We start from the raw sequence: 23035 nt of genomic DNA, 5'->3' as shown, positions 1-23035 counted from the left end.
CGCAATAACCTTTCGGGTTGGTTTAACGATAGGATCGTGCTGCGTCGCGTGTCCTGCGGGCGTGCCCCGGCAATCCCTTTGCGATACCACGGCGTGGGTGGCGAGCGAGGGCATGCTGCGGCCTGGCAGGACGGGTTGGTTATACATGCCGGACGAATGGATGCAATGGTAGCAAATAGGTATTTTTTCGAACTTGCAGTGATTCGCGATCGGCCTGTCAGATGGATGATGGTTGGTAAGGCCAAACAAGTCTAGATTGGTTTGGTAAAATTTTTCTGAGTCGGGCTGGCTTGCTCGACAGCCTGTTGTGGCCATCCCTCTTGTGCCGTCAAAAAATCGTCTTTAATCAGTGTTTAGACTGCTGATTTTGGCCGATAAACCTATTCCTGCGTAGAGCGAATTTTGCGTTTCGCGGTCTGGCCAATCAAGTGGCGCTTGCATCAAGGTCAATACAAAACTTGGGCCGCTGAGACAGGTTTTGTCATATATTGCGCTTGACAATGGTATCAAAACGACGTGAGTTTCGTCTCAACACCCCAACAGGGGGGATCGTGTTCGGTACCAGGCCCGGCATGGAGCGGGCCTTCAAGGCACATTTTATGAGGGGGTTTGTTTCATGACGCGTTTGGTCGATAGATACCAATTTGCCGCCAAAATCGCGCTGCTCAGCAGTGCCGGTCTTTTTGTCCTGGCTATGCCAGCGCTGGCGCAAGCCGCAGAAGCGGCGCCTGCGTCGCTTCCCGCAGATGGCTCGGTGGGGGATGGCTCGGCCGGGGAAGCGCCGGGCATTACCGTCACCGGCTTTCGCTCCAGCATCAAGTCTGCGCTCGATACCAAGCGCAAGGACATCCGTATTTCCGACGGCATCTCGTCTGAAGACATTGGCAAGTTTCCGGCCGAAAACATTACCGAGGCGATCCAGCGCATCGCCGGCGTGCAGATGTCCAACATCAACGGGCGCGGTTCCACGATCAGCATTCGCGGCCTGGGCGCGCAATATGCCCGCACCACGGTCAACGGCCAGACCTTTGCCAGCGCCGACTTCCTCGACGGCTTCCGCTACGACATCATCCAGACCGACATGGCCAGCGGCATCCAGGTGATCAAGTCGCCCACCGCCGACATGGACACCGGCGGCCTGTCCGGCACGGTCAACATCGAGACGGTCCACCCGCTCGACTACAAGGGCTCGCGCTTCACGCTGACTGCCAAGGGCTACAACTCCGCCTATCGCGGCGGCAAGTTCACGCCGAAGCTGGGCGGCGCCTATGTCGACAGCTTTGCCGATGGCACCATCGGGGTGATGGTCAATCTCGGGTACCAGAAGTTGCAGGATCGCGGCGACTATCTGTTCATCGACCGCTGGACCGATGTGACGGCCAGCGACGGTTCCACGGTGGAATCGCCCAACCGCCTGCGTTATCGCCGCATCGATCGCAACACCGAGCAGCTCATGGCCTCGGGCGCGCTGGAATATCGCCCCAGCGAAAAGTTCGACTTGCTGTTCCAGGGCGAATTCTCGCGTGATCATACCACGTATGACACGCAGCAACTGGTCTTCGGCAAGTTCGGCGCCAGCAACATCACCGTCAACCACGTCACGGCCGGCATTGCCGACAGCATCGCGGTGGCCAGCGTGGGCATGGACAACAACGACCAGCTCGAACGGCGCGATCTGCAAACCCAGGCTTATACCCTGACCGCGCGCTGGAACCCCACGGACGATTGGCACATCAAGGCGATCGGCCACTACACCGTGGGCACCGCGCATCGCTATGAATGGGCCTCGATCGACGAAGTGGGCATGGGCGCGGCCACGCTGGACATGACCAACCCCAGCAACGTCAAGTGGTCGATCAGCAGCCTGACCAGCGGCGCGCAATATACAACGGCCAACCGCACCTGGTTTGCCTTCGTCGATGGCGCCTATCACTTCGACACCGCCAAGGAAGCCGCCGGCCAACTCGACGTGACGCGCGATCTGGGCCAGGGCCTGCTCAAGTCGGTCGTGCTGGGCGCCAAGTTCCACCACGAAAGCTTTGCCACCAACGCCTATCGCCACGATCGCGACGGCGATGTGGAAGACACGACGACCTATCCCGAATACGCCTGGATCCCCGATATCACCACCACGGGCAACCTGGTGTCGAACTTCCTGGGCAATTCGATGTCGGGCCTGCCCAGCAGCTTCCTGGCAATCAATGCCGCCACCTGGCAGTCCACCCTGACGCAGCATGGCATCGACGTGCCCGCCACGGCCGATCCGTCCAACACCTATCGCGTCGATCGCTATATCCCGGCGGCCTATCTCATGGCCAATCTGGATACCACGCTGTTCGGCAAGACCCTGCGCGGCAACCTGGGGGTGCGCTATGAACACACCCACCAGAACGTGACCAGCAACCAGGTGGACGGCAACAACGCGGTGCTGGGCGTGACCCACACGATCCAGGACTATTCCAACGTCCTGCCCAGCCTCAACCTCTCGCTCGATGTGACGCAGCACTTCGTCGCGCGCCTGGCGGCGGCCAAGGTGCTGGTGCGTCCGCTGCTCAATGCCAACACGATCATGGCCGATACGATCACCACCGGGGTGAGTTCGGGTAGCCGGCCTTATGTCTCGGTGGCCTATGGCGAGCAGTTGCTCAAGCCGCTGACCGCCAACCAGGTCGATGTCAGCTTTGAATACTACTACGGCAACGGCAACGCGATTACGCTGGCCGGCTTCTGGAAGGGCATCAAGAACGGCACCTATACGTCGTACTTCTGCCCCGGTTCGTACAACGGTGTGACGCTGACCGGATCGGCGGCGGAATGCACGTCGGCCGATGGCACCACGGACTACAGCTTCAGCCGCGTGCTCAATGACAGCGAGACGATCAACATTCGCGGGGTCGAACTGGGCGTTTCGCAAAGCTTTGACCAGTTCCTGCCGGTCAAGGGCTTTGGCGTGACGGGCAACATTACCGTGGTCGATCCCGACGCGGTCACGCTGGGCAATGGCTTCCACTTGCGCAACCTGTCGAAGCTGACCTGGAACCTCACGCCGTACTGGGAAAACCAGCACTTCAGCGTGCGGCTTTCGGTCAACCACCGCAGTTCCTATGAGCAGGACTACGCCGACAGCTTCTTCGCCGGCTATGGCTATACCCACGTGGTTCGCGCCCGCACCCAGATGGACCTGGCGCTGGGCTATACCTGGAACAAGAGCCTGAGCTTCACTGCCGGGGTCATCAACCTCAACAACAGCCACGAAGACGCCTATTACAAGAATGCCGCCGTCTTCCAGATGGCCAGCCGCACCGGCCGCAACTATTACCTTTCGGCCACGACGAAGTTCTGATTTCACCCTGCCTGCCGGGCCTGCTTCATCGCAGGCCCGGTATTTTTCGATTTCCAAAGGGTCTTGCCCAACGATGCTGCCGATGCGCGCCCTTTCCTTTGCTTTTGGCCTGAGCCTGACGCTCAGTCCAGCCATGGCGCAGCCGGCCGACAGCGCCCGGGCCGCGCTTGTGCGCCTGGGCCTGCCCGCGCAAGGCTGGGATTTGCGCGTGGAGCGCGCGGACCAGCCCAGCTACCGCGTTACCGTTCATCACGGCCGGATCGCGGCGCGCGGTTCCTCCCCCGTCGCGCTGGTCCATGGCCTGGCGCAGGTGCTGCAACGCCAGGGTCGCCTCTCGCTGAGCTGGGAAGGCGATCGCCACGCCTCGCTGCGCGGGCTGCCCGACCTGGACAGTGGCGCGGTCACTTCCCCCTTCGCCCTGCGCGCCTATCTCAACACCTGCACCTTCGGCTATACCTCGCCCTGGTGGGACTGGGCGCGGTGGAGCCGCGAGATCGACCTGATGGCCGCGCGCGGCGTCGATACGCCGCTCGCCATGGAAGGTCAGGAATACGTCTGGGCGCAGCTCTGGCGCGAAAGCGGGCTGGCCGATGGCGAAATTGCCGCAAGCCTTTCCGCCGCGCCGTTCCTGCCGTGGCAGCGCATGGGCAATATCGCCGGCTATCGCGCGCCGCTTTCGGCCACCTGGATCGCGCGCAAGCATCGCCTGCAAGGACAGATCCTGGCGCGGATGCGGGCGCTGGGCATGAAGCCGATCCTGCCTGCCTTTTCCGGCTATGTGCCCGAAGCCTTTGCCCGCCGTCACCCAGAGGCGCGGATCTATCGCATGCGGGCGTGGGAAGGCTTTCCCGGCACTTACTGGCTCGATCCGTCCGATCCGCTGTTTGCCAAGCTCGCGCGGCGCTTCATCGAAATCTATACCAAGACCTATGGGCCGGGCGAATATTACCTGGCCGACGCTTTCAACGAGATGGTGCCGCCGATTGCCGAGGACGGCAGCGATGCGGCCAAGGCCAGCTATGGCGACAGCACGGCCAACAGCGCGGCCAATTCCGCCGCCACCCGCGCCGCCGCGCTGCCGCCGCAAGTGCGCGATGCGCGCCTGGCGGCCTATGGCGAGCGGCTCTATGCCTCGATCACCGCCGCAGCGCCGCGGGCGACCTGGGTGATGCAGGGCTGGCTGTTCGGCGCGGACAAGACGTTCTGGACGCCCGAGGCGATCCGCGCGTTCCTGTCCCGCGTGCCAAACGAGCGCATGCTGATCCTCGATATCGGCAACGATCGCTATCCCGGCATCTGGGCCAGGACCGACGCTTTCGACGGCAAGAACTGGGTCTATGGCTATGTCCACAATTACGGCGGCAGCAACCCGGTCTATGGCGACCTGGAGTTCTACCGCCGCGATCTGGGCGCGCTTGCTGGCAATCCGCAAGCAGGGCACTTGCGCGGTTTCGGTCTGTTTCCCGAAGGGCTGCACAGCAATTCGATCGTCTACGCCTATGCCTATGACCTGGCCTGGGGGCAGAGTGCGCAGGCGCCGCTGGCCGAATGGCTGCGCCCCTACCTGCGCGCGCGCTATGGCACGGCCAGCCCGGCGCTCGTCGCGGCATGGCAGGATATCGTGCGCGGCGCCTATGCCACGCGCTATTGGTCGCCGCGCTGGTGGCAGGAGGAGGCAGGTGCCTATCTGCTGTTCAAGCGGCCCAGCCTGCTGGGCGCGGACTATCCTCCCGCGCCCGGCGATCGCGCGGCGCTGCATCAGGGGCTTGCCGCGCTGATCGCCGCCGCGCCGCGCCCCTGGCCGCGCCTGCTGGCCTATGACATTGTCGACCTTGCCCGGCACGAGGCCAGCCTGCGCCTGGATCAGGACCTGTCCGCCGCCGTTGCCGCCTATCGCGCCGGGGATGTGGCGCGGGGCGATGCCGCTGCGGCCCGCGCCAAGGCGCTGGCGCACGATATCGACGCGCTGATCGGCGGGCAGCAGGAAACGCTCGGCTCGTGGCTGGCGCAGGCCCGCGCCTATGGCACGACGCCAGCCGAGCAGGCCAGCTTCGTGACGCAGGCCAAGGCCGTCGTCACGGTCTGGGGTGGGGCGGGGCACTTGTCCGACTATGCCTCGCGCGCGTGGCAGGGTCTCTATCGCGGCTATTACTGGCCGCGCTGGGCGCTGTTCCTGGAAGACCAGCGCGCGGCGGCCATTGCCCACCGTCCCTTTGACGAAGCCGCCAGCCTGGCGCGCATCCGCGCGTTCGAGCAGGAGTGGCTCAGCGATGGCAAACTCTGGCCAGGCCAGGCCCCGGCCGATCCGGCGGCCGCCGTCGCCCGCGTTCTGGCAGAGGCCGATCATGACTGACAATACGCCATCGCCCACCCGCCGCTTCACCGCGCTCGACGTGTTTCGCGGGATCACCATCTTCCTGATGATCCTGGTCAACACCGCCGGGCCGGGGGCGCCGGCCTTCCCGCAACTGGTCCATGCCAAGTGGATCGGCTTTACCCTGGCCGATGCGATTTTCCCGAGCTTCCTGTTCGCCATGGGCAACGCGATGAGCTTTGCCCTGCGCAAGCGGGTGGACACCGCGCCCTATGTGCTGCGCCTGGTCCGGCGCGCGGCGGTGATCTTTGTGCTCGGCTACCTGATGTACTGGTTTCCCTTCGTGCAGCACGGCGCCGATGGCTGGACGTGGAAACCTTTCGCGCTGACGCGGGTGCCGGGCGTGCTGCAACGCCTGGCACTGTGCTATCTGGCCGCCGGGCTGCTGGTGCGCTGGCTTTCGGTGCGGCAGATTCTGGCGGTCGGCGCGGTGCTGCTGCTGGGCTATTGGGCGATCCTGGTCGGGCTGAGCGCGCCGGGCATGGCGTTCGACAAATATGGCAACGTCGGCACCCATCTCGATCTCTGGCTGCTGGGGCCGGGTCATCTCTACAAGAAGGACGCGGGCTTCGATCCCGAGGGTCTGCTCGGCACGCTGCCGGCGATCGTCAACGTGCTGGGTGGCTATCTTGCCGGCCTGGCGGTGCAGCGCGGCGCGGACCTTGCCCGCACCACGCGGCGCATGGCTCTGTACGGGCTGGCGCTGGTCGGCGCGGGCCTGGCCTGGTCACCCTGGTTCCCGATCGCCAAGAAGCTGTGGACCGGGTCCTATGTCCTGCTCACGCTGGGCATCGATTGCCTGGCGCTGGCCGCGATCATCGCCGTGATCGAGCTTGCCGGGCGGCGCGAAGGCACCCGCTTCTTCCTGATCCTGGGGCGCAACCCGCTGGCGATCTACCTCTTTTCCGAGCTGTTCGTCACCGTGCTCAACCTGATCCCCACGCCCGAAGGCGGGGTCTATGACTGGGTGGGCAAGGCGCTGTTCCAGTCGCTCGCGCCCGGCGCGGTCGGCTCTCTGCTCTGCGCGCTGGCCTATACCATGGTGTGCTGGGCGGTCGGCTGGGCGATGGACCGCAAGGGCCTGATCCTGCGGGCCTAATCCAGCCGGGCCAGCACGGCTTGCGCCTGCTTGAGGTGGGGGCGGTCGATCATCCGGCCGTCGAGTTGCACCACGCCCAGCGTCGGATCGGCGGCAAACAGCGCCACCACCCGGCACGCGTGGTCGATCTCGGCCTGTGTCGGGGTAAAAGCCTGGTTGATCACCGGCACTTGCGCAGGGTGCAACGCCATCATGCCGGTAAAGCCATCGCGCCGCGCGCGGGCGGCATAGGCGGCGAGCCCTTCGGCATCGGCAAGGGCGGGATAGACCGTCTCGATCGCGGCCACGCCCGCCTTGTGCGCGCCAAACAGCGTGAGGCTGCGCACCAGTTCATAAGGCGCGGTATAGCGCCCATCCGCCTCGCGCGCAGTAGCAGCGCCAATCGCGGCAGGCAGGTCTTCCGCGCCCCAGGTGAGGCCGAGCAGCGCGGCGCGCACATCGCCATAGCTGCCCAGCTCGAACACGGCTGCCGGGGTTTCGGTGGCGATCGGCAGGATCGGCAGGGCTTGCGCGCCCATCAGCGCCAGCAGCGTGCCGACGCTTTCCGCCCCTTCTGCCTTGGGCAGCACGATGGCATCGGGGCGGCCCGGCAGCACGGCGGCCAGATCGGCGGCAATCAGCCCGCTTTCCAGCGGATTGACCCGCACGAACACCGGGCAGGGGCGATCGGTCGCGAGGAACGCGGCCACCGCCTCGCGCGCCTGGTCCTTGGCGGCGAGGGCGACCGAATCTTCCAGATCGAGAATCACCGCGTCTGCCCTGCTCGCCGCTGCCTTGGCAAAGCGATCGGGCCGGTCGGCGGGCACGAACAGCAGCGAGCGCAGCTTCATTGCGGTGCCCCGGCAATCAGCGCGCTGCGGCGGCAGCGGCACACCACTTCGCCGCGCTGGTTCACCAGTTCGTGGGCAAATGTCACGATGCCGGCACCGGGGCGCGAGCGCGAGGGGCGCAGTTCCACCACTTCGCTGGTGGCGTGGAGCGTATCGCCGATGAACACCGGCGCGGGCATGACCACCTGGTCATAGCCGAGATTGGCGATGAGCGTGCCCAGCGTGGTTTCCCCCACCGACAGGCCGACCATCAGCGCGAAGGTATAAGTGCCGTTGACCAGGATCTGGCCGAATTCGCTGGCGCGCGCGGCTTCGGCATCGAGATGCAGCGGCTGCGGGTTGTGCGTCATGCACGAAAACAGCAGGTTGTCGGTCTCGGTCACGGTGCGGCGGATCGGATGCTCGATCCGGTCGCCCACCTGCCAGTCTGCAAAGAAGCGTCCGCTCATGGTTCAGGCCTCCTGATGGGCAATGCGGGCGAGCAGGGCATCGACCTGCACTTGCGCGCCCGCTTCGGTTTGCAGCGCTTCGACCACGCCATCGAACGGGGCAAGCAGGGTGTGTTCCATCTTCATCGCTTCCAGCGTCAAGAGCTTTTGCCCCTTGGTCACGGCCTGCCCCTGGGCCACATCGACCGCGATCACGCGGCCCGGCATCGGCGCCAGGATCGCGCCATCGCCGGCGCTGGCGGCATCGCTGGCCTGGTGGTGCCACGGCTCCAGCCGCCAGGCCTGGCCGCTTTCGCACACCAGCGTCGCGCGTTCCGGTGTGGCGGTGGCGGCATGCGTGCCATCCAGCGCAATGGCGATCGGCGCGCCATCGAGCAGGAAATGCCCGGTGCGGGCCGGCGCGGCATTGAGGCGCAGGCCCGGCGCCAGGCTGGGCGCGATGAGCCGCGCGGCGGCACGGGCGAGCGCTGCCGGGGAAGGCGGCAGCGCCTCGGCCATCGCCGCCCCGTCGCGCCCGATCACCCCGGTATCGACCGTGCCGGCCACGAACTGCGGATGGGCCAGCGCGCGCACCAGGAACGCGGCGTTGGTGCGCACCGGCCAGACGGCGGTGCCATCGAGCATGGCCGCCAGCCGCTGCCGCGCTTCTTCGCGGGTGGGGCCATGGGCAATCACTTTGGCCACCATCGGATCGTAAAACGGGGTGATCGTGTCACCCTGCGCCACGCCGGTGTCGACCCGCCCGCCCGGCGCCGTCCCGAAGTGCAGGTAATCGAGCCGCCCGATCGAGGGCAGGAAGCCCTTGGCCGGGTCTTCGGCATAGAGCCGCGCTTCCATTGCCCAGCCGGTGATGCGCAGGTCTTCCTGCGCGCAGGGCAGTGGCTCGCCGCTGGCCACGCGGATCTGCCACTCGACCAGATCCTGGCCGGTGATCGCCTCGGTCACCGGGTGTTCCACCTGGAGCCGGGTGTTCATTTCCATGAACCAGATGCGGTCGGCGCGCAGGCCTTCCGATCCATCGGCGATGAATTCCACCGTGCCCGCGCCCTGGTATCCCACCGCCTGGGCCGCGCGCACCGCGGCCTGGCAGACGGCCGCGCGGGTCGCCGCGTCCATGCCCGGCGCAGGGGCTTCCTCGATCACTTTCTGGTGGCGGCGTTGCAGCGAGCAATCGCGCTCGAAGAGGTGGACGACCTGGCCGTGGCTGTCGCCAAACACCTGCACTTCGATGTGGCGGGGCGAGAGAATGTATCTCTCGATCAGCACATGGGCATTGCCGAACGATGCGGCGGCCTCGCGCTGGCACGAGGCCAGCGCGTCGGCAAAGTCCTCCGCGCGCTCGACCAGGCGCATGCCTTTGCCGCCGCCGCCGGCCACGGCCTTGATCAGCACCGGATAGCCGACCTTGGCCGCTTCCTGCGCCAGCCGCGCGGGATCCTGGTCTTCGCCGAGATAGCCCGGCGTGGTCGGCACCCCGGCCTGCTGCATCAAGGCCTTGGCCGCGTCTTTCAGGCCCATGGCGGAAATCGCCGAGGGCGGCGGGCCGATCCAGACGAGGCCAGCGTCGATCACTGCCTGGGCGAAGGCGGCGTTTTCCGAAAGGAAGCCATAGCCGGGATGGATCGCCTGCGCCCCGGTTTCCAGCGCGGCGGCGATGATCCGCTCGCCCACCAGATAGGAATCGCGCGGGGCCGGGCCGCCGATGGCCACGGCCTGGTCGGCCAGGCGCACGTGCATGGCGTTTGCGTCCGCCTCGGAATGGACGGCCACGGTGCGCAGGCCCAGGCAGCGGGCGGTGCGGATGATCCGGCAGGCGATTTCGCCGCGATTGGCGATGAGGATGGACTGGATCATGCGCTTACATCCGGAACACGCCGAAGGACGGGCGATCGGCAAAGGGCGCTTCGAGGCAGGCTTCGAGTGCCAGGCCCACGACATCGCGGGTCTGCACCGGATCGATCACCCCATCGTCCCACAGGCGGGCGGTGGCGTAATAGGGATTGCCTTCATCCTCGTATTTCTGGCGGATCGGCGCCTTGAACGCCTCGGCTTCCTCCGCGCTCCAGGTGGCCGCATCGCGGTGCACGGTGGCGAGCACGCTGGCAGCCTGTTCCCCGCCCATCACGGAAATGCGCGCGTTGGGCCAGGTGAACAAGAAGCGCGGGGAATAGGCGCGCCCGCACATGCCATAATTGCCCGCGCCGAAACTGCCGCCGATCAGCACGGTGATCTTGGGCACATTGGCCGTGGCCACGGCCGTCACCAGCTTGGCCCCGTGCTTGGCAATGCCTTCGGCTTCATACTTGCCGCCGACCATGAAGCCCGAGATGTTTTGCAGGAACAGCAGGGGTATGCCGCGCTGGCAGGCCAGCTCGATGAAATGCGCGCCCTTTTGAGCGCTTTGCGAAAACAGCACGCCGTTGTTGGCCAGGATCGCCACCGGCAAGCCATGGACATGGGCAAAGCCGCAAACCAGCGTGGTGCCGAACAGCGCCTTGAATTCGTGGAATTCGCTGCCATCGACGATCCGCGCGATCACTTCGCGCACATCGTAGGGCGCGCGCACGTCTTGCGGGATCACGCTGTAGAGGTCTTGCGGATCGTGCAGCGGCGGGCGGCTTTCGCGCCGGGCGACGCGCGCGGTCTCGGCCGGGCCGAGGTGGGACACCACGTCGCGCACGATCGACAGGGCGTGATCATCGTTTTCCGCCAGGTGATCGACCACGCCCGATTGCCGCGCGTGAAGATCGCCGCCGCCCAGGTCTTCGGCGCTGATTTCCTCGCCCGTCGCGGCCTTGACCAGCGGCGGCCCGGCCAGGAAGATCGTGCCCTGTTCCTTGACGATCACCGTCTCGTCGCTCATCGCCGGAACATAGGCGCCGCCTGCGGTGCACGAGCCCATCACCGCCGCGATCTGGGCGATGCCGGATGCGCTCATCCGCGCCTGGTTGTAGAAGAAGCGGCCGAAATGATCGCGATCGGGAAAGACTTCGGCCTGATTGGGCAGGTTGGCGCCGCCCGAGTCCACCAGATAGATGCAGGGCAGGCGGTTTTCCTGCGCGATTTCCTGCGCGCGCAGGTGCTTCTTCACGGTCATCGGGAAATAGGTGCCACCCTTGACCGTGGCATCGTTGGCAAAGACCATGCATTGCCGGCCGGAAACCCGGCCGATCCCGGCGATGATGCCCGCGCCCGGCACTTCATCGTTGTAAAGGCCATGGGCGGCCAGTTGCCCGATTTCCAGGAACGGAGAGCCGGGATCGAGCAGGCGCTCAACCCGCTCGCGCGGCAGCAACTTGCCGCGCGCGGTGTGGCGGGCGCGGGCACGCTCGTCGCCGCCCAGTGCCGCTTTTGCCACGCGGGCGCGCAGTTCCTGCGCCAGGGCGCGGTTGTGCGCGGCGCGCGCCTGCGCTTCGGGGCTGGCCAGGTCCAGCGCGGTGGTCAGGACCGGCGCGCTCATCCCTTGATGCCGATCAGTTCGCGGCCGATCAGCATGCGGCGGATCTCGTTGGTGCCCGCGCCGATATCGAGCAGCTTGGCATCGCGCAGATAGCGTTCGACCGGCCAGTCCTTGGTATAGCCAGCGCCGCCCAGCGCCTGGATCGCCTCGCCCGCCACGCGAAACGCGCTCTCGCTGGCGAGCAGGATGGCGCCCGCCGCGTCAAAACGCGTGGTCTGCCCAGCGTCACACGCGCGCGCCACGGTATAGACATAGGCCCGCGCCGATTGCAGCGCGACATACATGTCCGCCACTTTGGCCTGCATCAGTTGGAAGGTGCCGATGGCCTTGCCGAACTGCTTGCGTTCGCGGACGTAGGGAATGACCGTGTCGAGACAGGCCTGCATGATGCCGATCTGCATCCCGGCGAGCACGACTCGCTCGTAATCCAGCCCACTCATCAACACGCCGACGCCGCCATTGACCGGCCCCATCACGTTTTCGGAGGGCACGAAGCAATCCTCGAACACCAGTTCGGCGGTGGGGCTGCCGCGCAGGCCCATCTTGTCGATCTTCTGCCCGATCGAGAAGCCGGGCATGCCGCGTTCGATCAGGAACGCGGTGATGCCCTTGGCGCCGGCTTCGGGCGCGGTCTTGGCATAGACCACCAGGGTATCGGCATAAGTGCCGTTGGTGATCCAGAATTTCGTGCCGTTGAGGCGCCAGCCACCATCGACCGCATCGGCGCGCAGCTTCATCGCCACCACGTCAGACCCGGCGCCCGCTTCGGACATGGCCAGGCTGCCGACGTGCTCGCCCGAAACCAGCTTGGGCAGGTACTTTGCCTTCTGGTCGGGATTGCCCCAGCGGCGGATCTGGTTGACGCAGAGGTTGGAATGCGCGCCATAGGACAGCCCGACCGAACCCGAGGCGCGGCTCACTTCCTCCACCGCGATGACATGGTGGAGATAGCCCAGGCCCAGGCCGCCCCATTCCTCTTCCACGGTCACGCCGTGCAGCCCCAGCTCGCCCATCGGCACCCACAGTTCGCGGGGGAAGCGGTCTTCCGCATCGATCGCGGCGGCCAGGGGGGCGATCTGTTCATCGGCAAAGCGACCGGCCGCCTCGCGCATCATCAGCGCGTTTTCATCGAGGCCGAAATCGAGATCGGGGGTTGCACGCACGGCTTTTGTCTCCTCTTCCGCCGCGCATGATACGCCGCTGCACCTTGTCAAGGAAATTGATTTTCACAGCGGACATCCATAGAAATATCCTATGTTGAAGCGCGCCCATCTGCGCCACTTCCTGGCGATCGTCGAAACCGGCGGGATCACCGCCGCCGCGCGGCGCCTGAACCTGAGCCAGCCGACGCTGTCGGCGGGACTCGCCGAACTGGAGCGCCTGGTCGGCGCGCCGCTGGTGACGCGCGATCGCAAGCAGATCCGCCTGACCGCCGCCGGCACGCGGCTGCTCGCCCATGCCCGCACGATCGAGCGCGAGTTCCGCCTGGCCGAGACCCCGGCGCAAGACCTGGCGCCGCTCGCCGCGCCGCTGCGCCTGGGCGTGCTGGCGTCGCTGCCCGGACCGGCGCTAGCTTCTCTGGCACAGGCGCTGCACGGGGTGCGGCCGCTGGTCCTGGTCGAAGGCGGCGATGCCGACCTGCGCCGCCGGCTGGGCGAAGGGCAACTCGACGCGATCCTCACGTTGCTTCACGGCGCACCGCATGATGGCGTCGTGGTTGAGGAAGGCTATGCCATGCTGCTGCCCCAGGATCATCCGCTGGCGGGCCGGACCATGCTGAGCGCGCTGGACCTCGCCGGTGACGTGATGGTCGCGCGGCGCAGTTGCGAAATCCTTGCTGAAACCAGCCGCTTCTTTACCGCTCAGGGCGTGCGCCCACATTTCCTGCTGCGCAGCGCCAACGAGGAACGCTGCATGGCGCTGGTGCGCGCAGGCCTGGCCGTGACCACCGGCCCGCTGTGCCTGGCCGGGAACGGCGTGGTGGCCGTGCCGCTGGCCGGCTATGACTTTCGCCGCCGGATCGGCCTGGTCGGCGGCGGGCAGGCGTTGGAACCCGCCCTTGTGGACGCCTGGACCAGACTGGCCGAACGCTGGAGCCAGCCTGCCTTATCTACACCTGGCTGATCCCCGCTTGGGGACAGGAATTTCACCCGATCGGGGGTTCGTGGCCGCGATGCCTTTTGCGAGACTGCGCGAGCGGGAGCGGCGGCCGGGTGCCGTCGCCCCGATGTTGCTCCCCTTGCCGATCGGAACCCCGCATGGCCGTTTCCCCTGTTTTGCCGACCGTTGTCCTTGTCCACGGCGCATGGGCCGATGGATCGAGCTGGCAGCGTGTGATTCCCTTGTTGCTGGCGGCTGATGTTGCCGTGCTGGCAGTGCAGAACCCCACCACCTCGCTGGCCGATGACGTGGCGGCCACCGCCCGCGCGTTGGCTGCGATCGATGGGCCGGTGGTGCTGGTCGGGCATAGCTGGGGCGGGGCCGTGATTACCCAGGCCGGCAATGATCCCAAGGTCAAGGCGCTGGTCTATGTCGCCGCCTTCGCGCCCAAGGCCGGGGAAACCGTGGGTGATCAGGTCGGCCGGCACGAAGCGCCGCCCGCTCTGGGCAAGATCGTTGACGACGGTGCCGGGTTCCTGACCCTGAGCGCGCAAGGCTGGATCGAGGACGTGGCCCAGGATCTGCCGGAGATCGAGGCGCGCGTGCTGTGCGCCACGCAACCGCCGCTGGCAGCCAGCACCTTTGGCGACAAGGTGGACCAGGCCGCGTGGGAAAGCCGGCCGACCTGGTATCTGGTGTCCGCGCAGGATCGCATCGTCAGCGTGGCGCTCGAACGCGAACTGGCTGCCGCAATGGGTGCACGGACCATCGAGTTGCCCGCCGGGCACCTGAGCCTGCTGTCCCAGCCGGAGTCCGTGGCGTCCGCCATTCTCGACGCTGTCCGCAGCGTTGCCGCAAGCGTGTGATGCAACCGGCCTGAACCAAGAGGTGCTTTCGTCGGTGCGGCGGTCGTGACAGGATAACGCCGTTCCCGATCACGGCCCGAGCGTGGACTCGGCCCGGCAATGGAGACGAGGAATGGATGCTGTGACGACGAAGTGCCCGATGGGCGGTAGCGGCGCGAAGACGCGCTCGCTGCTGGGGCGGACCAACCAGGACTGGTGGCCCAAGGCCTTGCCCCTGGCGATCCTCAGCCAGCATGGCCAGTCGCCCAGCCCCTATCCGCAAGGGTTCGATTATCGCAAGGCGTTCCAGGGCCTGGACTATGCCGCCGTGAAGGCCGATCTGCACGCGCTGATGACCGACAGCCAGCCGTGGTGGCCCGCGGACTATGGGCATTATGGGCCGTTCTTCATCCGCATGGCCTGGCATTCGGCGGGCAGCTATCGCAGCGGCGATGGGCGCGGCGGCTCGTCTTCGGGATCGCAGCGCTTTGCCCCGCTCAATTCGTGGCCCGACAACGGCAATCTCGACAAGGCGCGCCGCCTGCTCTGGCCGATCAAGCGCAAGTATGGTGCGGCGCTGAGCTGGGCCGATCTGTTCATCATGGCCGGCAACGTCGCGATCGAATCGATGGGCGGCCCGGTCTTCGGCTTCGGCGGTGGGCGTGAGGATATCCATGAGCCCAGCCTCGACGTGTTCTGGGGCCTGGAGGAAAACTGGGTCGGTGATCCCGAGAACCTGACCCGGATCGACGAGGACGCCGGGCGCCAGTTGAGCGGACCGCTGGCCGCGATCCAGATGGGCCTGATCTACGTCAATCCCGAAGGACCGGGTGGCGTGCCCGATCCGCTGCTCTCGGCCCGCGATATCCGCGAAACCTTTGCCCGCATGGGCATGGACGATGCCGAGACGGCTGCGCTGACCGCCGGTGGCCATACCTTCGGCAAGGCGCATGGCGGCGGCGATCCCACGCTGGTCGGCGTGGCGCCGGAAGGGGCGGACATTGCCCAGATGGGCTTTGGCTGGATCTCCACCCACGGCACTGGCATGGGCGATGACACCATCACTTCGGGCATCGAGGGTTCATGGACACCCACGCCGACGCAGTGGGACATGACCTATTTCGACATGCTGCTCGACCATGAGTATGAACTGGTGCGCAGCCCCGCCGGCGCGCACCAGTGGCAGCCGGTCGGCAATCCGGAAGAGACGCTGGCGCCCAAGGCCCATTCGCCGCACCTCAAGGTGCCGACGATGATGACCACGGCGGACATGGCGATGAAAGTCGATCCCGCCTATCGCGCGGTGATGGATCGCTTCCGCGCCGATCCGGCCTATTTCGCCGACAGCTTTGCCCGCGCCTGGTTCAAGCTGACGCACCGCGACATGGGGCCAAAGGCGCGATACCTGGGGCCGGAGGTGCCGGCCGAAGACCTGATCTGGCAGGATCCGATTCCTGCGCGCGATTACCCGCTGGTCGAAGCGGCCGATATCGCCACGCTCAAGGCCGCGATTGCCGGCTCGGGGCTGTCGATCGCCGATCTCGTCGGCACGGCCTGGGCCTCGGCCTCGACGTATCGCGGGTCTGACCGACGCGGCGGCGCCAATGGCGCGCGCATCGCGCTGGAGCCGCAGCGCTCCTGGGCGGTGAACGAGCCGGAGCGGCTGGCGCGCGTGCTCGCCACCTACGAGGACATCAAGGCGCAGTTCGACGCCGGCGCGGCGGGCGGCAGGAAAGTTTCACTGGCAGACCTGATCGTGCTGGGCGGTGGAGTCGGCATCGAACTGGCCGCAAAGGCCGCCGGGCGCAGTGTGGAGGTGCCATTCATCGCCGGGCGTACCGATGCCACGGCCGAGCAGACCGATGCGGAAAGCTTTGCCTGGCTGGAGCCGCAGGCCGATGGCTTCCGCAACTATAGCGCCGGGCCGACCGACGTGAAGGCGGAAGAACTGCTGATCGACCGCGCGCAACTGCTTGGCCTCACCGTGCCGGAAATGACCGTGCTGGTGGCGGGCCTGCGCGTGCTGGGCGCCAACCATGGCGGCTCGGCCCATGGCGTGCTGACCGAGCGGGCGGGACAGTTGACCAACGATTTCGTGGTCAACCTGCTGGACATGAACACCGCCTGGGCGGCGGCGGACGAGGCCGACACTTTCGTCGGCACCGACCGCGCCAGCGGGCAGGCGCGCTGGACCGCCACGCGCGTCGATCTGGTGTTCGGCGCCAATGCCCAGTTGCGCGGGCTGTGCGAGGTCTATGCCGGGCTCGATGCGGAGGACAAGTTCGTCGCGGACTTCATCGCCGCCTGGGCCAAGGTGATGAACGCGGACCGCTTCGACCTGCTCGATTGAGCGATCGGGCTGGCCCCGTCCTCTCAGGATGGCGGGGCCAGCGAATCCCGCTCGACCAGGTGGAAGCCCAGCATGACCTGGCGCTCGCCGGTCTCGCCGCGATCAATCAGCAGGCTGGCCGCGACATAGCCCATTTCCTCGATCGGCTGGTACACCGTGGTGAGATAGGGCCAGACCGATTTCGCCACCCAGCTATCGTCGAACCCGCACAGCGAAATGTCGTGCGGCACGCGCAGCCCGGCGCGGCCGCAGGCGACCATCACCCCGGCGGCCGAATCGTCGTTCGTGGCGAAGATCGCCGTGGGGCGGGGATCGCGGGCCAGCAGATCGGCCCCGGCGGCAATCCCGCTTTCGAACGAGAACAGGCCATCGGCCTCTGCCACCACCACCGCTGGGTCCAGTTCCCGGATCGCGGCCAGGAACCCGGTGCGGCGGCGATCGCCGGCGCGGTGCAGCGGCGGGCCCGACACCACCCCCAGCCGGCGGTGGCCAAGGTTCCACAGGCGGCGCGCCACCAGCGCACCCGCCGCCGCGTCGTCGATCGCCACGCAGGGCGATCGGCCGAGTTCGCTGTTGGGCGCAATGCGGGCATAGCGGATATTGCGCCGCTCCAGGAAGGCCAGGACCTGGATATTGTCGGTCAGCGGCGGGGTGAGGATGAAACCGTCGCACCGGCTGTTGCGCACGATCGCGTCGAGCTGCGCTTCCACTTCGGCATGGGGACGATCGGACTCGATGTTGTCGATGCGCAGGTGATACTGCTGCTCCACGCAGGCGCGATAGACGCCGGACTGGATCTTCATCGTGTAGTTGGGACTCGGGTTGTCGAACAGCAGCCCGACGATGAAGGTGCGCGATCCCGCCAGCGACCGTGCTGCCGTGTCGGGCACGAACGATAAGGCGGCAATCGCCGCTTCCACTTTCGCGCGCAATGTGTCGGACACATGCGGCTCGCGGTTAACCACGCGGGACACGCTCTTGAGCGAGACGCCGGCAAGGTGCGCAACGTCTTCCATCGTCGCGCGTTCGCGGGCGCCGGCGGGTTTTGCAGCGGATGCGGCATCCTGCGTGGGTGACGGTTGCTGGGTCAAAGGGTGCCTCTCCATGTTCACCATTATGGCTATTTCTTTCAGCAGGTCACGCACAATTCTGACAGCGCAGTCTTGACAGCGCTGACTGAATGATTTCAAACCATGGCCAAGCAAAGTCGAACATTTGCTGCCGATGGAGAGGATATCGATTGTTGTTCCGAAGCCTGGCTTCGGGCGCGTGGCCCTTTGCGGCCCTTTTCCTCCCCATCCGGTGTTGCGGCCATAGCCAGGGCAGGGCTCTGCCGACGCCAGCGCGCGTCGCGGGCCGGGCGGTGGTCGCGCAAGGGAGTGTGTCATCCGCGGCAACAATGCACGCGGAGCAGAACTGGGAGGGAATGCATGATGAAGAGAATTTCGACCGCATGCCTGATTTCGGCAGTGGCTCTGGCGGCCTCTGCGGCTCATGCGCAGAGCGCCCCGGCCGCTCCGGCCCCGGCGCAGGAGCCGGCCAAGGCGGGCAGCGACGATGTGACGATGCCCGACATCATCGTGACGGCCACGCGCGACAAGACGCTGCTGTCCAAGACCCCGATCGCGCTGACCGCGATCACCGGCGACGGGCTGCGCTCCAAGGGTGTGACCAACCCCACCGCGCTGGGCGACCAGGTGCCGGGCCTGTCGATCGACCGCACCAACGGCTTGCAGATCACCATTCGCGGCGTGACCAGCACCGACGGCACCGAAAAGGGCAACCCGTCCGCCGCCTTCCTCGCCGACGGCGTCTATCTGGCGCGTCCGCAGCAGGCCGACGTCAGCTTCATGGACGTGGACCATGTCGAAGTGCTCAAGGGGCCGCAGGGCACGCTCTATGGCCGCAACACCACGGCCGGCGTGATCAACGTGATCACCAAGCGCCCCAATTTCGACCGCGTGAGTGTGGAAGGCAACGTGGGCGCGGGCAATTACAACGCCTATAACGCCGATGCCGCGTTCAACCTGCCGGTCAACGACTGGGCCGCGTTCCGCCTCTCGCTCAACTATGACACGCGCGACAACTTCGTGAAGGGCGTGGCGAACGATCCCAATTACAACAAGAAGTTCCGCACCAATATCTCGGCCCGCCTGCAAGGCCTGTTCAAGCTGGGCGACCGGGGCGACCTGCTGCTGCGCGGCAGCTATTCGCGCCTGACCGGATCGCGCGACAGCTCGGTGCCGTTCAGCAATTTCTACCAGATCAGCGACAATCCCAACGGTGGCCGTACTGCAACCTGGGCGCCGATCGGCGACACCCGCCAGTCACTCACCACTCCGCTGCTCAGCGCCAACTTCAACACGCCGTTCAGCTACACCAGCGACGGCACGACCTACACCAGCCTGACCACGCACCAGTACGGCGGTGGGGACCAATCTTCGTTCAAGCCCAACGTGCACGACGTGGCCTATAACCTGGACGGCGAATTCAATTACGATTTCGGCGGCATCAAGGCGACCTACCTCGGCTCGATCCGCCAGTACGAAGCGCACGAGAACAGCAACGTCTTGAGTGGCGGGGTGAATCTTCCCGGCACTTTCGACGGCGATTATACCCAGCAGAGCCACGAGCTGCGCCTCGCATCGAGCGGTGACGGTCCGCTCAAGATCCAGGGCGGCCTCTACTATTTCCGCGAAGAATCACGCATCGCGTTCTACATCTACAACCTGCTGCCCGCCGTGTTCGGCAACAACTTCATCTACGGTTTCCCGCAGCACACGATCTCGTCCACCAAGGGCGCGTTCACCCAAGGCACGTACAAGATCACAGACAAGGTGCGCTTGACCGCCGGCATCCGCTACACCGCCGACGATCTTTCGCGCTATGGCCACACCGTGCACATCAACACGCTGGCTGGCCAGCCACTGGTCGGCGGGCAATACACGCTCGATCCGGCGGCCGGTGGTGGGCGCAGCTATGTCAACGACGCCACGGTCAAGGGCCGCAAGGTCACCTGGCGCGTCGGTTTCGACGCCGATGTGCTGAGCGGCTTGCTCTACGGCTCGATCGCTTCGGGCTACAAGGTCGGTGGCTTCGGCGATGGCTGCTCCACCGGCGGTGCCGGCCAGTCGCTGGTCACCTCGCAGGGCGAGCGCTGCGACTATTCCACGGTCGTAACCGGCACCAACACGCTCAAGTACGGCGACCAGAAAGCGATCTATTACGAGCCGGAAACGCTGATCGACTATGAACTCGGCTTCCGTGGCCGCGTGACGCCATGGATGAAGATCGATACCAACCTGTTCCTGTATGATTATAAGAATATGCAGCTCAGCGCGGTCATTCCGGTCAACGGCGCCAACCAGACGGTGACAACCAACGCCGGCAAGGCGCGCGTGCTGGGCTGGGAATTCGAGACGCAGTTCTTCCCGACGCGCGATCTCAACATGACGCTGGGCATCGACCTGACCGATGGGCACTATACCCAGTTCTGCCCGAGCGGCCTGGTCAATGGCACTTGCGCGATCAACTATGCCGGGCAGAAGCTCGATCGCACCCCGGCCACGGTGATCTATGGCGGCGTCAACTACACCGTGCCGGTCGGTGACGGAAACGTGGTGGCCTCGGTCTACTCGCGCTATTCCTCGGCCTATGCGGTGACGGTGTTCGGCGATACCGGTTCCTACTGGCTCAAGCTGTGGACCCCGTCGCGCAGCCGCACCCAGGCGAGCCTGACCTACAACGCGCCGCACGACACCTGGTATGCCTCGGCGTTCATCAAGAACATCGAGAACAAGGTTTCGGTGGTGACCGGCAATGCCACCAGCCTGACGATGAGCGATCCGCGCACCTTCGGTGTGCGGGCGGGCGTCAAGTTCTGAACCCATCCATCCTGCTGCGGGCCGCGAGAAACACTCGCGGCCCGTCCTTTTCCGGTCGTTTGCCCGCAAGGATTTCCCCTATGAAACGTCATCTGCCTCATGTCCTTGGCTGCGCCGCGCTGGCGCTCGGTGCGGCCGCCCCGGCGCGGGCCCAGGCCCAGCAGGCGCCCGCGATCGATTTGCCCGGCGCGCAGGCCCGCGCCGATGCCACGGTCAAGCAGATGTCGGCCGATGAAAAGGTGATCCTGACGCACGGGATCATGCCGCTGCCGTTCCTGCCCGGCGCGAAGATTCCGGCGCAGGCCATTCCCGGCGCCGGCTATGTGGCTGGCATCCCCCGCCTGGGCGTGCCGGCGCTGACCGAGACCGACGCCAGCCTGGGCGTCGCCTGGGTGGGCGGATTGCGCAAGGATGGCGCTACGGCCCTGCCTTCGGGCCTGGCCCAGGCGGCAAGCTGGAATCCGGACCTGCTCTATCGCGGCGGGGCGATGATCGGCGCGGAAGCGCGTGCCAAGGGCTTCAATGTGCTGCTGGCGGGCGGGGTCAACCTGATGCGCGATCCGCGCAATGGCCGCACGTTTGAATATCTCGCCGAAGACCCGCTGCTGTCGGGCGAACTGGTCGGCGCGGCGATTGCCGGCATCCAGTCCAACCACATCATTTCCACGATCAAGCATTTCGCGCTCAATGGCCAGGAAACCGGGCGCAAGTATGTCGACGTGAAGATTGCCGAAGGCGCGGCGCGCGAAAGCGATCTGCTGGCGTTCCAGATCGGTATCGAGAAAGGCCAGCCCGGCGCGGTGATGTGCGCATACAACCGCATCGATGGGGCGCAGGCCTGTGCCAGCGACTGGGCGCTCAACACGGTGCTGAAAGGGTCTTGGGGCTACAAGGGTTTCGTCATGTCGGACTGGGGCGCAGTGCCCGGCGTGGAAGCCGCGCTCCATGGGCTGGACCAGCAATCGGGCGCCGAACTCGACAAGGCGCTCTATTTCGCCGACGTGCTCAAGGCGCGCGCGGCGGGCGACAAGGCCTATGCCGCGCGGCTCGATGACATGAACCGCCGCGTGCTGACCGCGATCTATGCCGCCGGGCTCGACAAGAATCCCGCCAAGCCGGGCGGGACGATCGATCTTGCTGCCCATGCCCAGGTGGCCGAGGAGGTGGCGCGCCAGGGCATCGTGCTGCTCAAGAACAACGGCGCCTTGCCGCTGGCCAAGACCGTTGGCTCGATCGCGGTGATCGGCGGCTATGCCGACAGCGGCGTGCTGGCCGGCTCCGGTTCCAGCCTGGTGATGGGCGAAGGTGGCCCGGCCGCCACCCGCTCGATCGGCGGCGACGGGCCGTTTGCCGCGCTGATGCAGCAAAGCTATCATCGCTCCGCCCCGCTCAAGGCGATCACGGCGCTGGCGCCCAAGGCCACGATCACGTTCCGCGACGGGCGCTACATCGCCGATGCGGTGGAAAAGGCGCGCCAGGCGCAAGTGGCGATCGTGTTCGCCACCGAATGGCGCACCGAAGGGGCCGACCAGCCCGATCTCTCACTGCCCGACGGGCAGGACGCGCTGATCGCGGCTGTGGCGCAGGCCAATCCCAACACCATCGTCGTGCTGGAAACGGGTGGACCGGTGCTGATGCCCTGGCTGGACAAGGTGGCCGGCGTGGTGGAAGCCTGGTATCCCGGCGCGCGCGGCGGCGAGGCGATCGCATCGGTCCTGTTCGGGGATACCAACCCCGGCGGGCGCCTGCCGGTGACGTTCCCGGCCAGCCTGGACCAGTTGCCGCGTCCCAAGCTCGACGGCGCGGATTGGGTCGAGCCGAATTTCGGCGGCGATCCGGCTCCGGGCAAGGACCAGTTGCACGCGGATTACGACATCGAAGGGTCGGACGTGGGCTATCGCTGGTTCGCCCGCAAGGGATTGAAGCCCTTGTTCCCGTTCGGCTTTGGCCTGAGCTACACCAGCTTCGCCGCACGCGATCTCAAGGTGTCGGGCCTTTCCGCCAGCTTTACCCTGGCCAACACCGGCCAGCGCGCGGGCGATGATGTCGGCCAGGTCTACCTCGTGCGGCGCAACGGTGCCGCGCTGCAACGCCTGGTCGGTTTCAAGCGCCTGTCGCTGGCGCCGGGCGCGAGCGGAAGCGCAACGGTCACTTTCGATCCGCGCCTGCTGGCCGACTGGAAGGATGGCCGCTGGACCATGCCGGCGGGCGACTATGGCTTTGCCCTGGGCCGCAGCGCGACCGATCTTGGCCCGGTGGTGACCGTTAAGCTGCCCGCGCGCACCTGGAAGGATTGACGCG

The 23035-nt window shown here is 66.3% G+C and carries 14 protein-coding genes; 8 read left to right on the top strand and 6 right to left on the bottom strand.

The genetic code is table 11. From position 1 onward, the window contains the following. The first annotated feature begins 616 nt into the window (after positions 1-616). From IE191_RS07025 to IE191_RS07015, 3 genes are all read left to right on the top strand, one after another. Positions 617-3343 carry a TonB-dependent receptor gene (locus tag IE191_RS07025; RefSeq protein ID WP_191323660.1) on the top strand — a complete coding sequence of 909 codons (2727 nt, stop codon included), beginning with the start codon at positions 617-619 and terminating at the stop codon, positions 3341-3343. Between the two features lie 82 nt (positions 3344-3425). Further along, a complete protein-coding gene (locus IE191_RS07020; RefSeq protein WP_229815161.1) occupies positions 3426-5696 on the top strand; it encodes an alpha-N-acetylglucosaminidase in 2271 nt (756 codons plus the stop codon). Then, positions 5689-6816 carry an acyltransferase family protein gene (locus IE191_RS07015; protein ID WP_191323658.1) on the top strand — a complete coding sequence of 376 codons (1128 nt, stop codon included), beginning with the start codon at positions 5689-5691 and terminating at the stop codon, positions 6814-6816. Before IE191_RS07020 ends, IE191_RS07015 begins: the two co-directional genes overlap by 8 nt. Here the strand turns inward: IE191_RS07015 and IE191_RS07010 are convergent. The 5 genes from IE191_RS07010 to IE191_RS06990 are packed head-to-tail and all read right to left on the bottom strand — an operon-like array spanning position 6813 to position 12718. Then, positions 6813-7646, bottom strand: coding sequence for an HpcH/HpaI aldolase/citrate lyase family protein (locus IE191_RS07010; protein ID WP_191323657.1), 834 nt, complete (start codon positions 7644-7646; stop codon positions 6813-6815). The two genes, IE191_RS07015 and IE191_RS07010, sit on opposite strands and share 4 nt — an antisense overlap. Continuing rightward, on the bottom strand, positions 7643-8095 hold the full coding sequence (locus IE191_RS07005; protein WP_191323656.1) for a MaoC family dehydratase: 453 nt from the start codon (positions 8093-8095) through the stop codon (positions 7643-7645). The genes IE191_RS07010 and IE191_RS07005 overlap by 4 nt, the downstream gene beginning before the upstream one ends. A 3-nt stretch (positions 8096-8098) precedes the next feature. Further along, positions 8099-9949, bottom strand: a complete 1851-nt coding sequence (locus tag IE191_RS07000) for an acetyl-CoA carboxylase biotin carboxylase subunit (protein WP_191323655.1) — start codon at positions 9947-9949, stop codon at positions 8099-8101. A 4-nt stretch (positions 9950-9953) separates the two neighbouring features. Continuing rightward, a complete protein-coding gene (locus IE191_RS06995) occupies positions 9954-11555 on the bottom strand; it encodes a carboxyl transferase domain-containing protein (RefSeq protein ID WP_191323654.1) in 1602 nt (533 codons plus the stop codon). Then, complete coding sequence (locus tag IE191_RS06990; RefSeq protein ID WP_191323653.1) at positions 11552-12718, bottom strand: isovaleryl-CoA dehydrogenase; 1167 nt, start codon at positions 12716-12718, stop codon at positions 11552-11554. Before IE191_RS06990 ends, IE191_RS06995 begins: the two co-directional genes overlap by 4 nt. 91 nt (positions 12719-12809) lie before the next feature. On the opposite strand from IE191_RS06990, the gene IE191_RS06985 reads away from it, so the two are divergent. From IE191_RS06985 to katG, 3 genes are all read left to right on the top strand, one after another. Then, positions 12810-13679 (top strand): LysR family transcriptional regulator, encoded by an 870-nt coding sequence (locus tag IE191_RS06985; RefSeq protein WP_191323652.1) that lies wholly within the window; start codon positions 12810-12812, stop codon positions 13677-13679. A 134-nt stretch (positions 13680-13813) separates the two neighbouring features. Next, positions 13814-14521, top strand: coding sequence for an alpha/beta fold hydrolase (locus IE191_RS06980; protein WP_191323651.1), 708 nt, complete (start codon positions 13814-13816; stop codon positions 14519-14521). Between the two features lie 112 nt (positions 14522-14633). Then, positions 14634-16850, top strand: a complete 2217-nt coding sequence (gene katG / locus IE191_RS06975) for a catalase/peroxidase HPI (protein ID WP_191323650.1) — start codon at positions 14634-14636, stop codon at positions 16848-16850. 23 nt (positions 16851-16873) lie between these two features. Here the strand turns inward: katG and IE191_RS06970 are convergent, their stop codons facing one another. Beyond that, complete coding sequence (locus IE191_RS06970) at positions 16874-17941, bottom strand: LacI family DNA-binding transcriptional regulator (RefSeq protein WP_191323649.1); 1068 nt, start codon at positions 17939-17941, stop codon at positions 16874-16876. 342 nt (positions 17942-18283) lie between these two features. Between IE191_RS06970 and IE191_RS06965 the strand changes: the two genes are divergently transcribed. After that, positions 18284-20734, top strand: a complete 2451-nt coding sequence (locus IE191_RS06965) for a TonB-dependent receptor (RefSeq protein ID WP_191323648.1) — start codon at positions 18284-18286, stop codon at positions 20732-20734. A gap of 80 nt (positions 20735-20814) precedes the next feature. Further along, complete coding sequence (locus tag IE191_RS06960; RefSeq protein WP_191323647.1) at positions 20815-23031, top strand: beta-glucosidase family protein; 2217 nt, start codon at positions 20815-20817, stop codon at positions 23029-23031. Positions 23032-23035 lie beyond the last annotated feature (4 nt).

This window comes from Novosphingobium pokkalii, assembly GCF_014652855.1.
Taxonomy (GTDB): Bacteria; Pseudomonadota; Alphaproteobacteria; order Sphingomonadales; family Sphingomonadaceae; genus Novosphingobium; species Novosphingobium pokkalii.
The sequence above is the reverse complement of the archived record's forward strand: the minus strand, read 5'-3'. Positions and strand labels throughout refer to the sequence as shown.

What these genes read in the sequence shown, in the direction of transcription:
- IE191_RS06960 (WP_191323647.1), top strand. Translation starts at nt 20,815, where the DNA reads ATGAAACGTCATCTGCCTCATGTCCTTGGCTGCGCCGCGCTGGCGCTC.
- IE191_RS06965 (WP_191323648.1), top strand. Translation starts at nt 18,284, where the DNA reads ATGAAGAGAATTTCGACCGCATGCCTGATTTCGGCAGTGGCTCTGGCG.
- IE191_RS07020 (WP_229815161.1), top strand. Translation starts at nt 3,426, where the DNA reads ATGCGCGCCCTTTCCTTTGCTTTTGGCCTGAGCCTGACGCTCAGTCCA.
- IE191_RS06995 (WP_191323654.1), bottom strand. Translation starts at nt 11,555, where the DNA reads ATGAGCGCGCCGGTCCTGACCACCGCGCTGGACCTGGCCAGCCCCGAA.
- IE191_RS06980 (WP_191323651.1), top strand. Translation starts at nt 13,814, where the DNA reads ATGGCCGTTTCCCCTGTTTTGCCGACCGTTGTCCTTGTCCACGGCGCA.
- IE191_RS07010 (WP_191323657.1), bottom strand. Translation starts at nt 7,646, where the DNA reads ATGAAGCTGCGCTCGCTGCTGTTCGTGCCCGCCGACCGGCCCGATCGC.
- IE191_RS07025 (WP_191323660.1), top strand. Translation starts at nt 617, where the DNA reads ATGACGCGTTTGGTCGATAGATACCAATTTGCCGCCAAAATCGCGCTG.
- IE191_RS06985 (WP_191323652.1), top strand. Translation starts at nt 12,810, where the DNA reads ATGTTGAAGCGCGCCCATCTGCGCCACTTCCTGGCGATCGTCGAAACC.
- IE191_RS07000 (WP_191323655.1), bottom strand. Translation starts at nt 9,949, where the DNA reads ATGATCCAGTCCATCCTCATCGCCAATCGCGGCGAAATCGCCTGCCGG.
- IE191_RS07015 (WP_191323658.1), top strand. Translation starts at nt 5,689, where the DNA reads ATGACTGACAATACGCCATCGCCCACCCGCCGCTTCACCGCGCTCGAC.
- katG (WP_191323650.1), top strand. Translation starts at nt 14,634, where the DNA reads ATGGATGCTGTGACGACGAAGTGCCCGATGGGCGGTAGCGGCGCGAAG.
- IE191_RS07005 (WP_191323656.1), bottom strand. Translation starts at nt 8,095, where the DNA reads ATGAGCGGACGCTTCTTTGCAGACTGGCAGGTGGGCGACCGGATCGAG.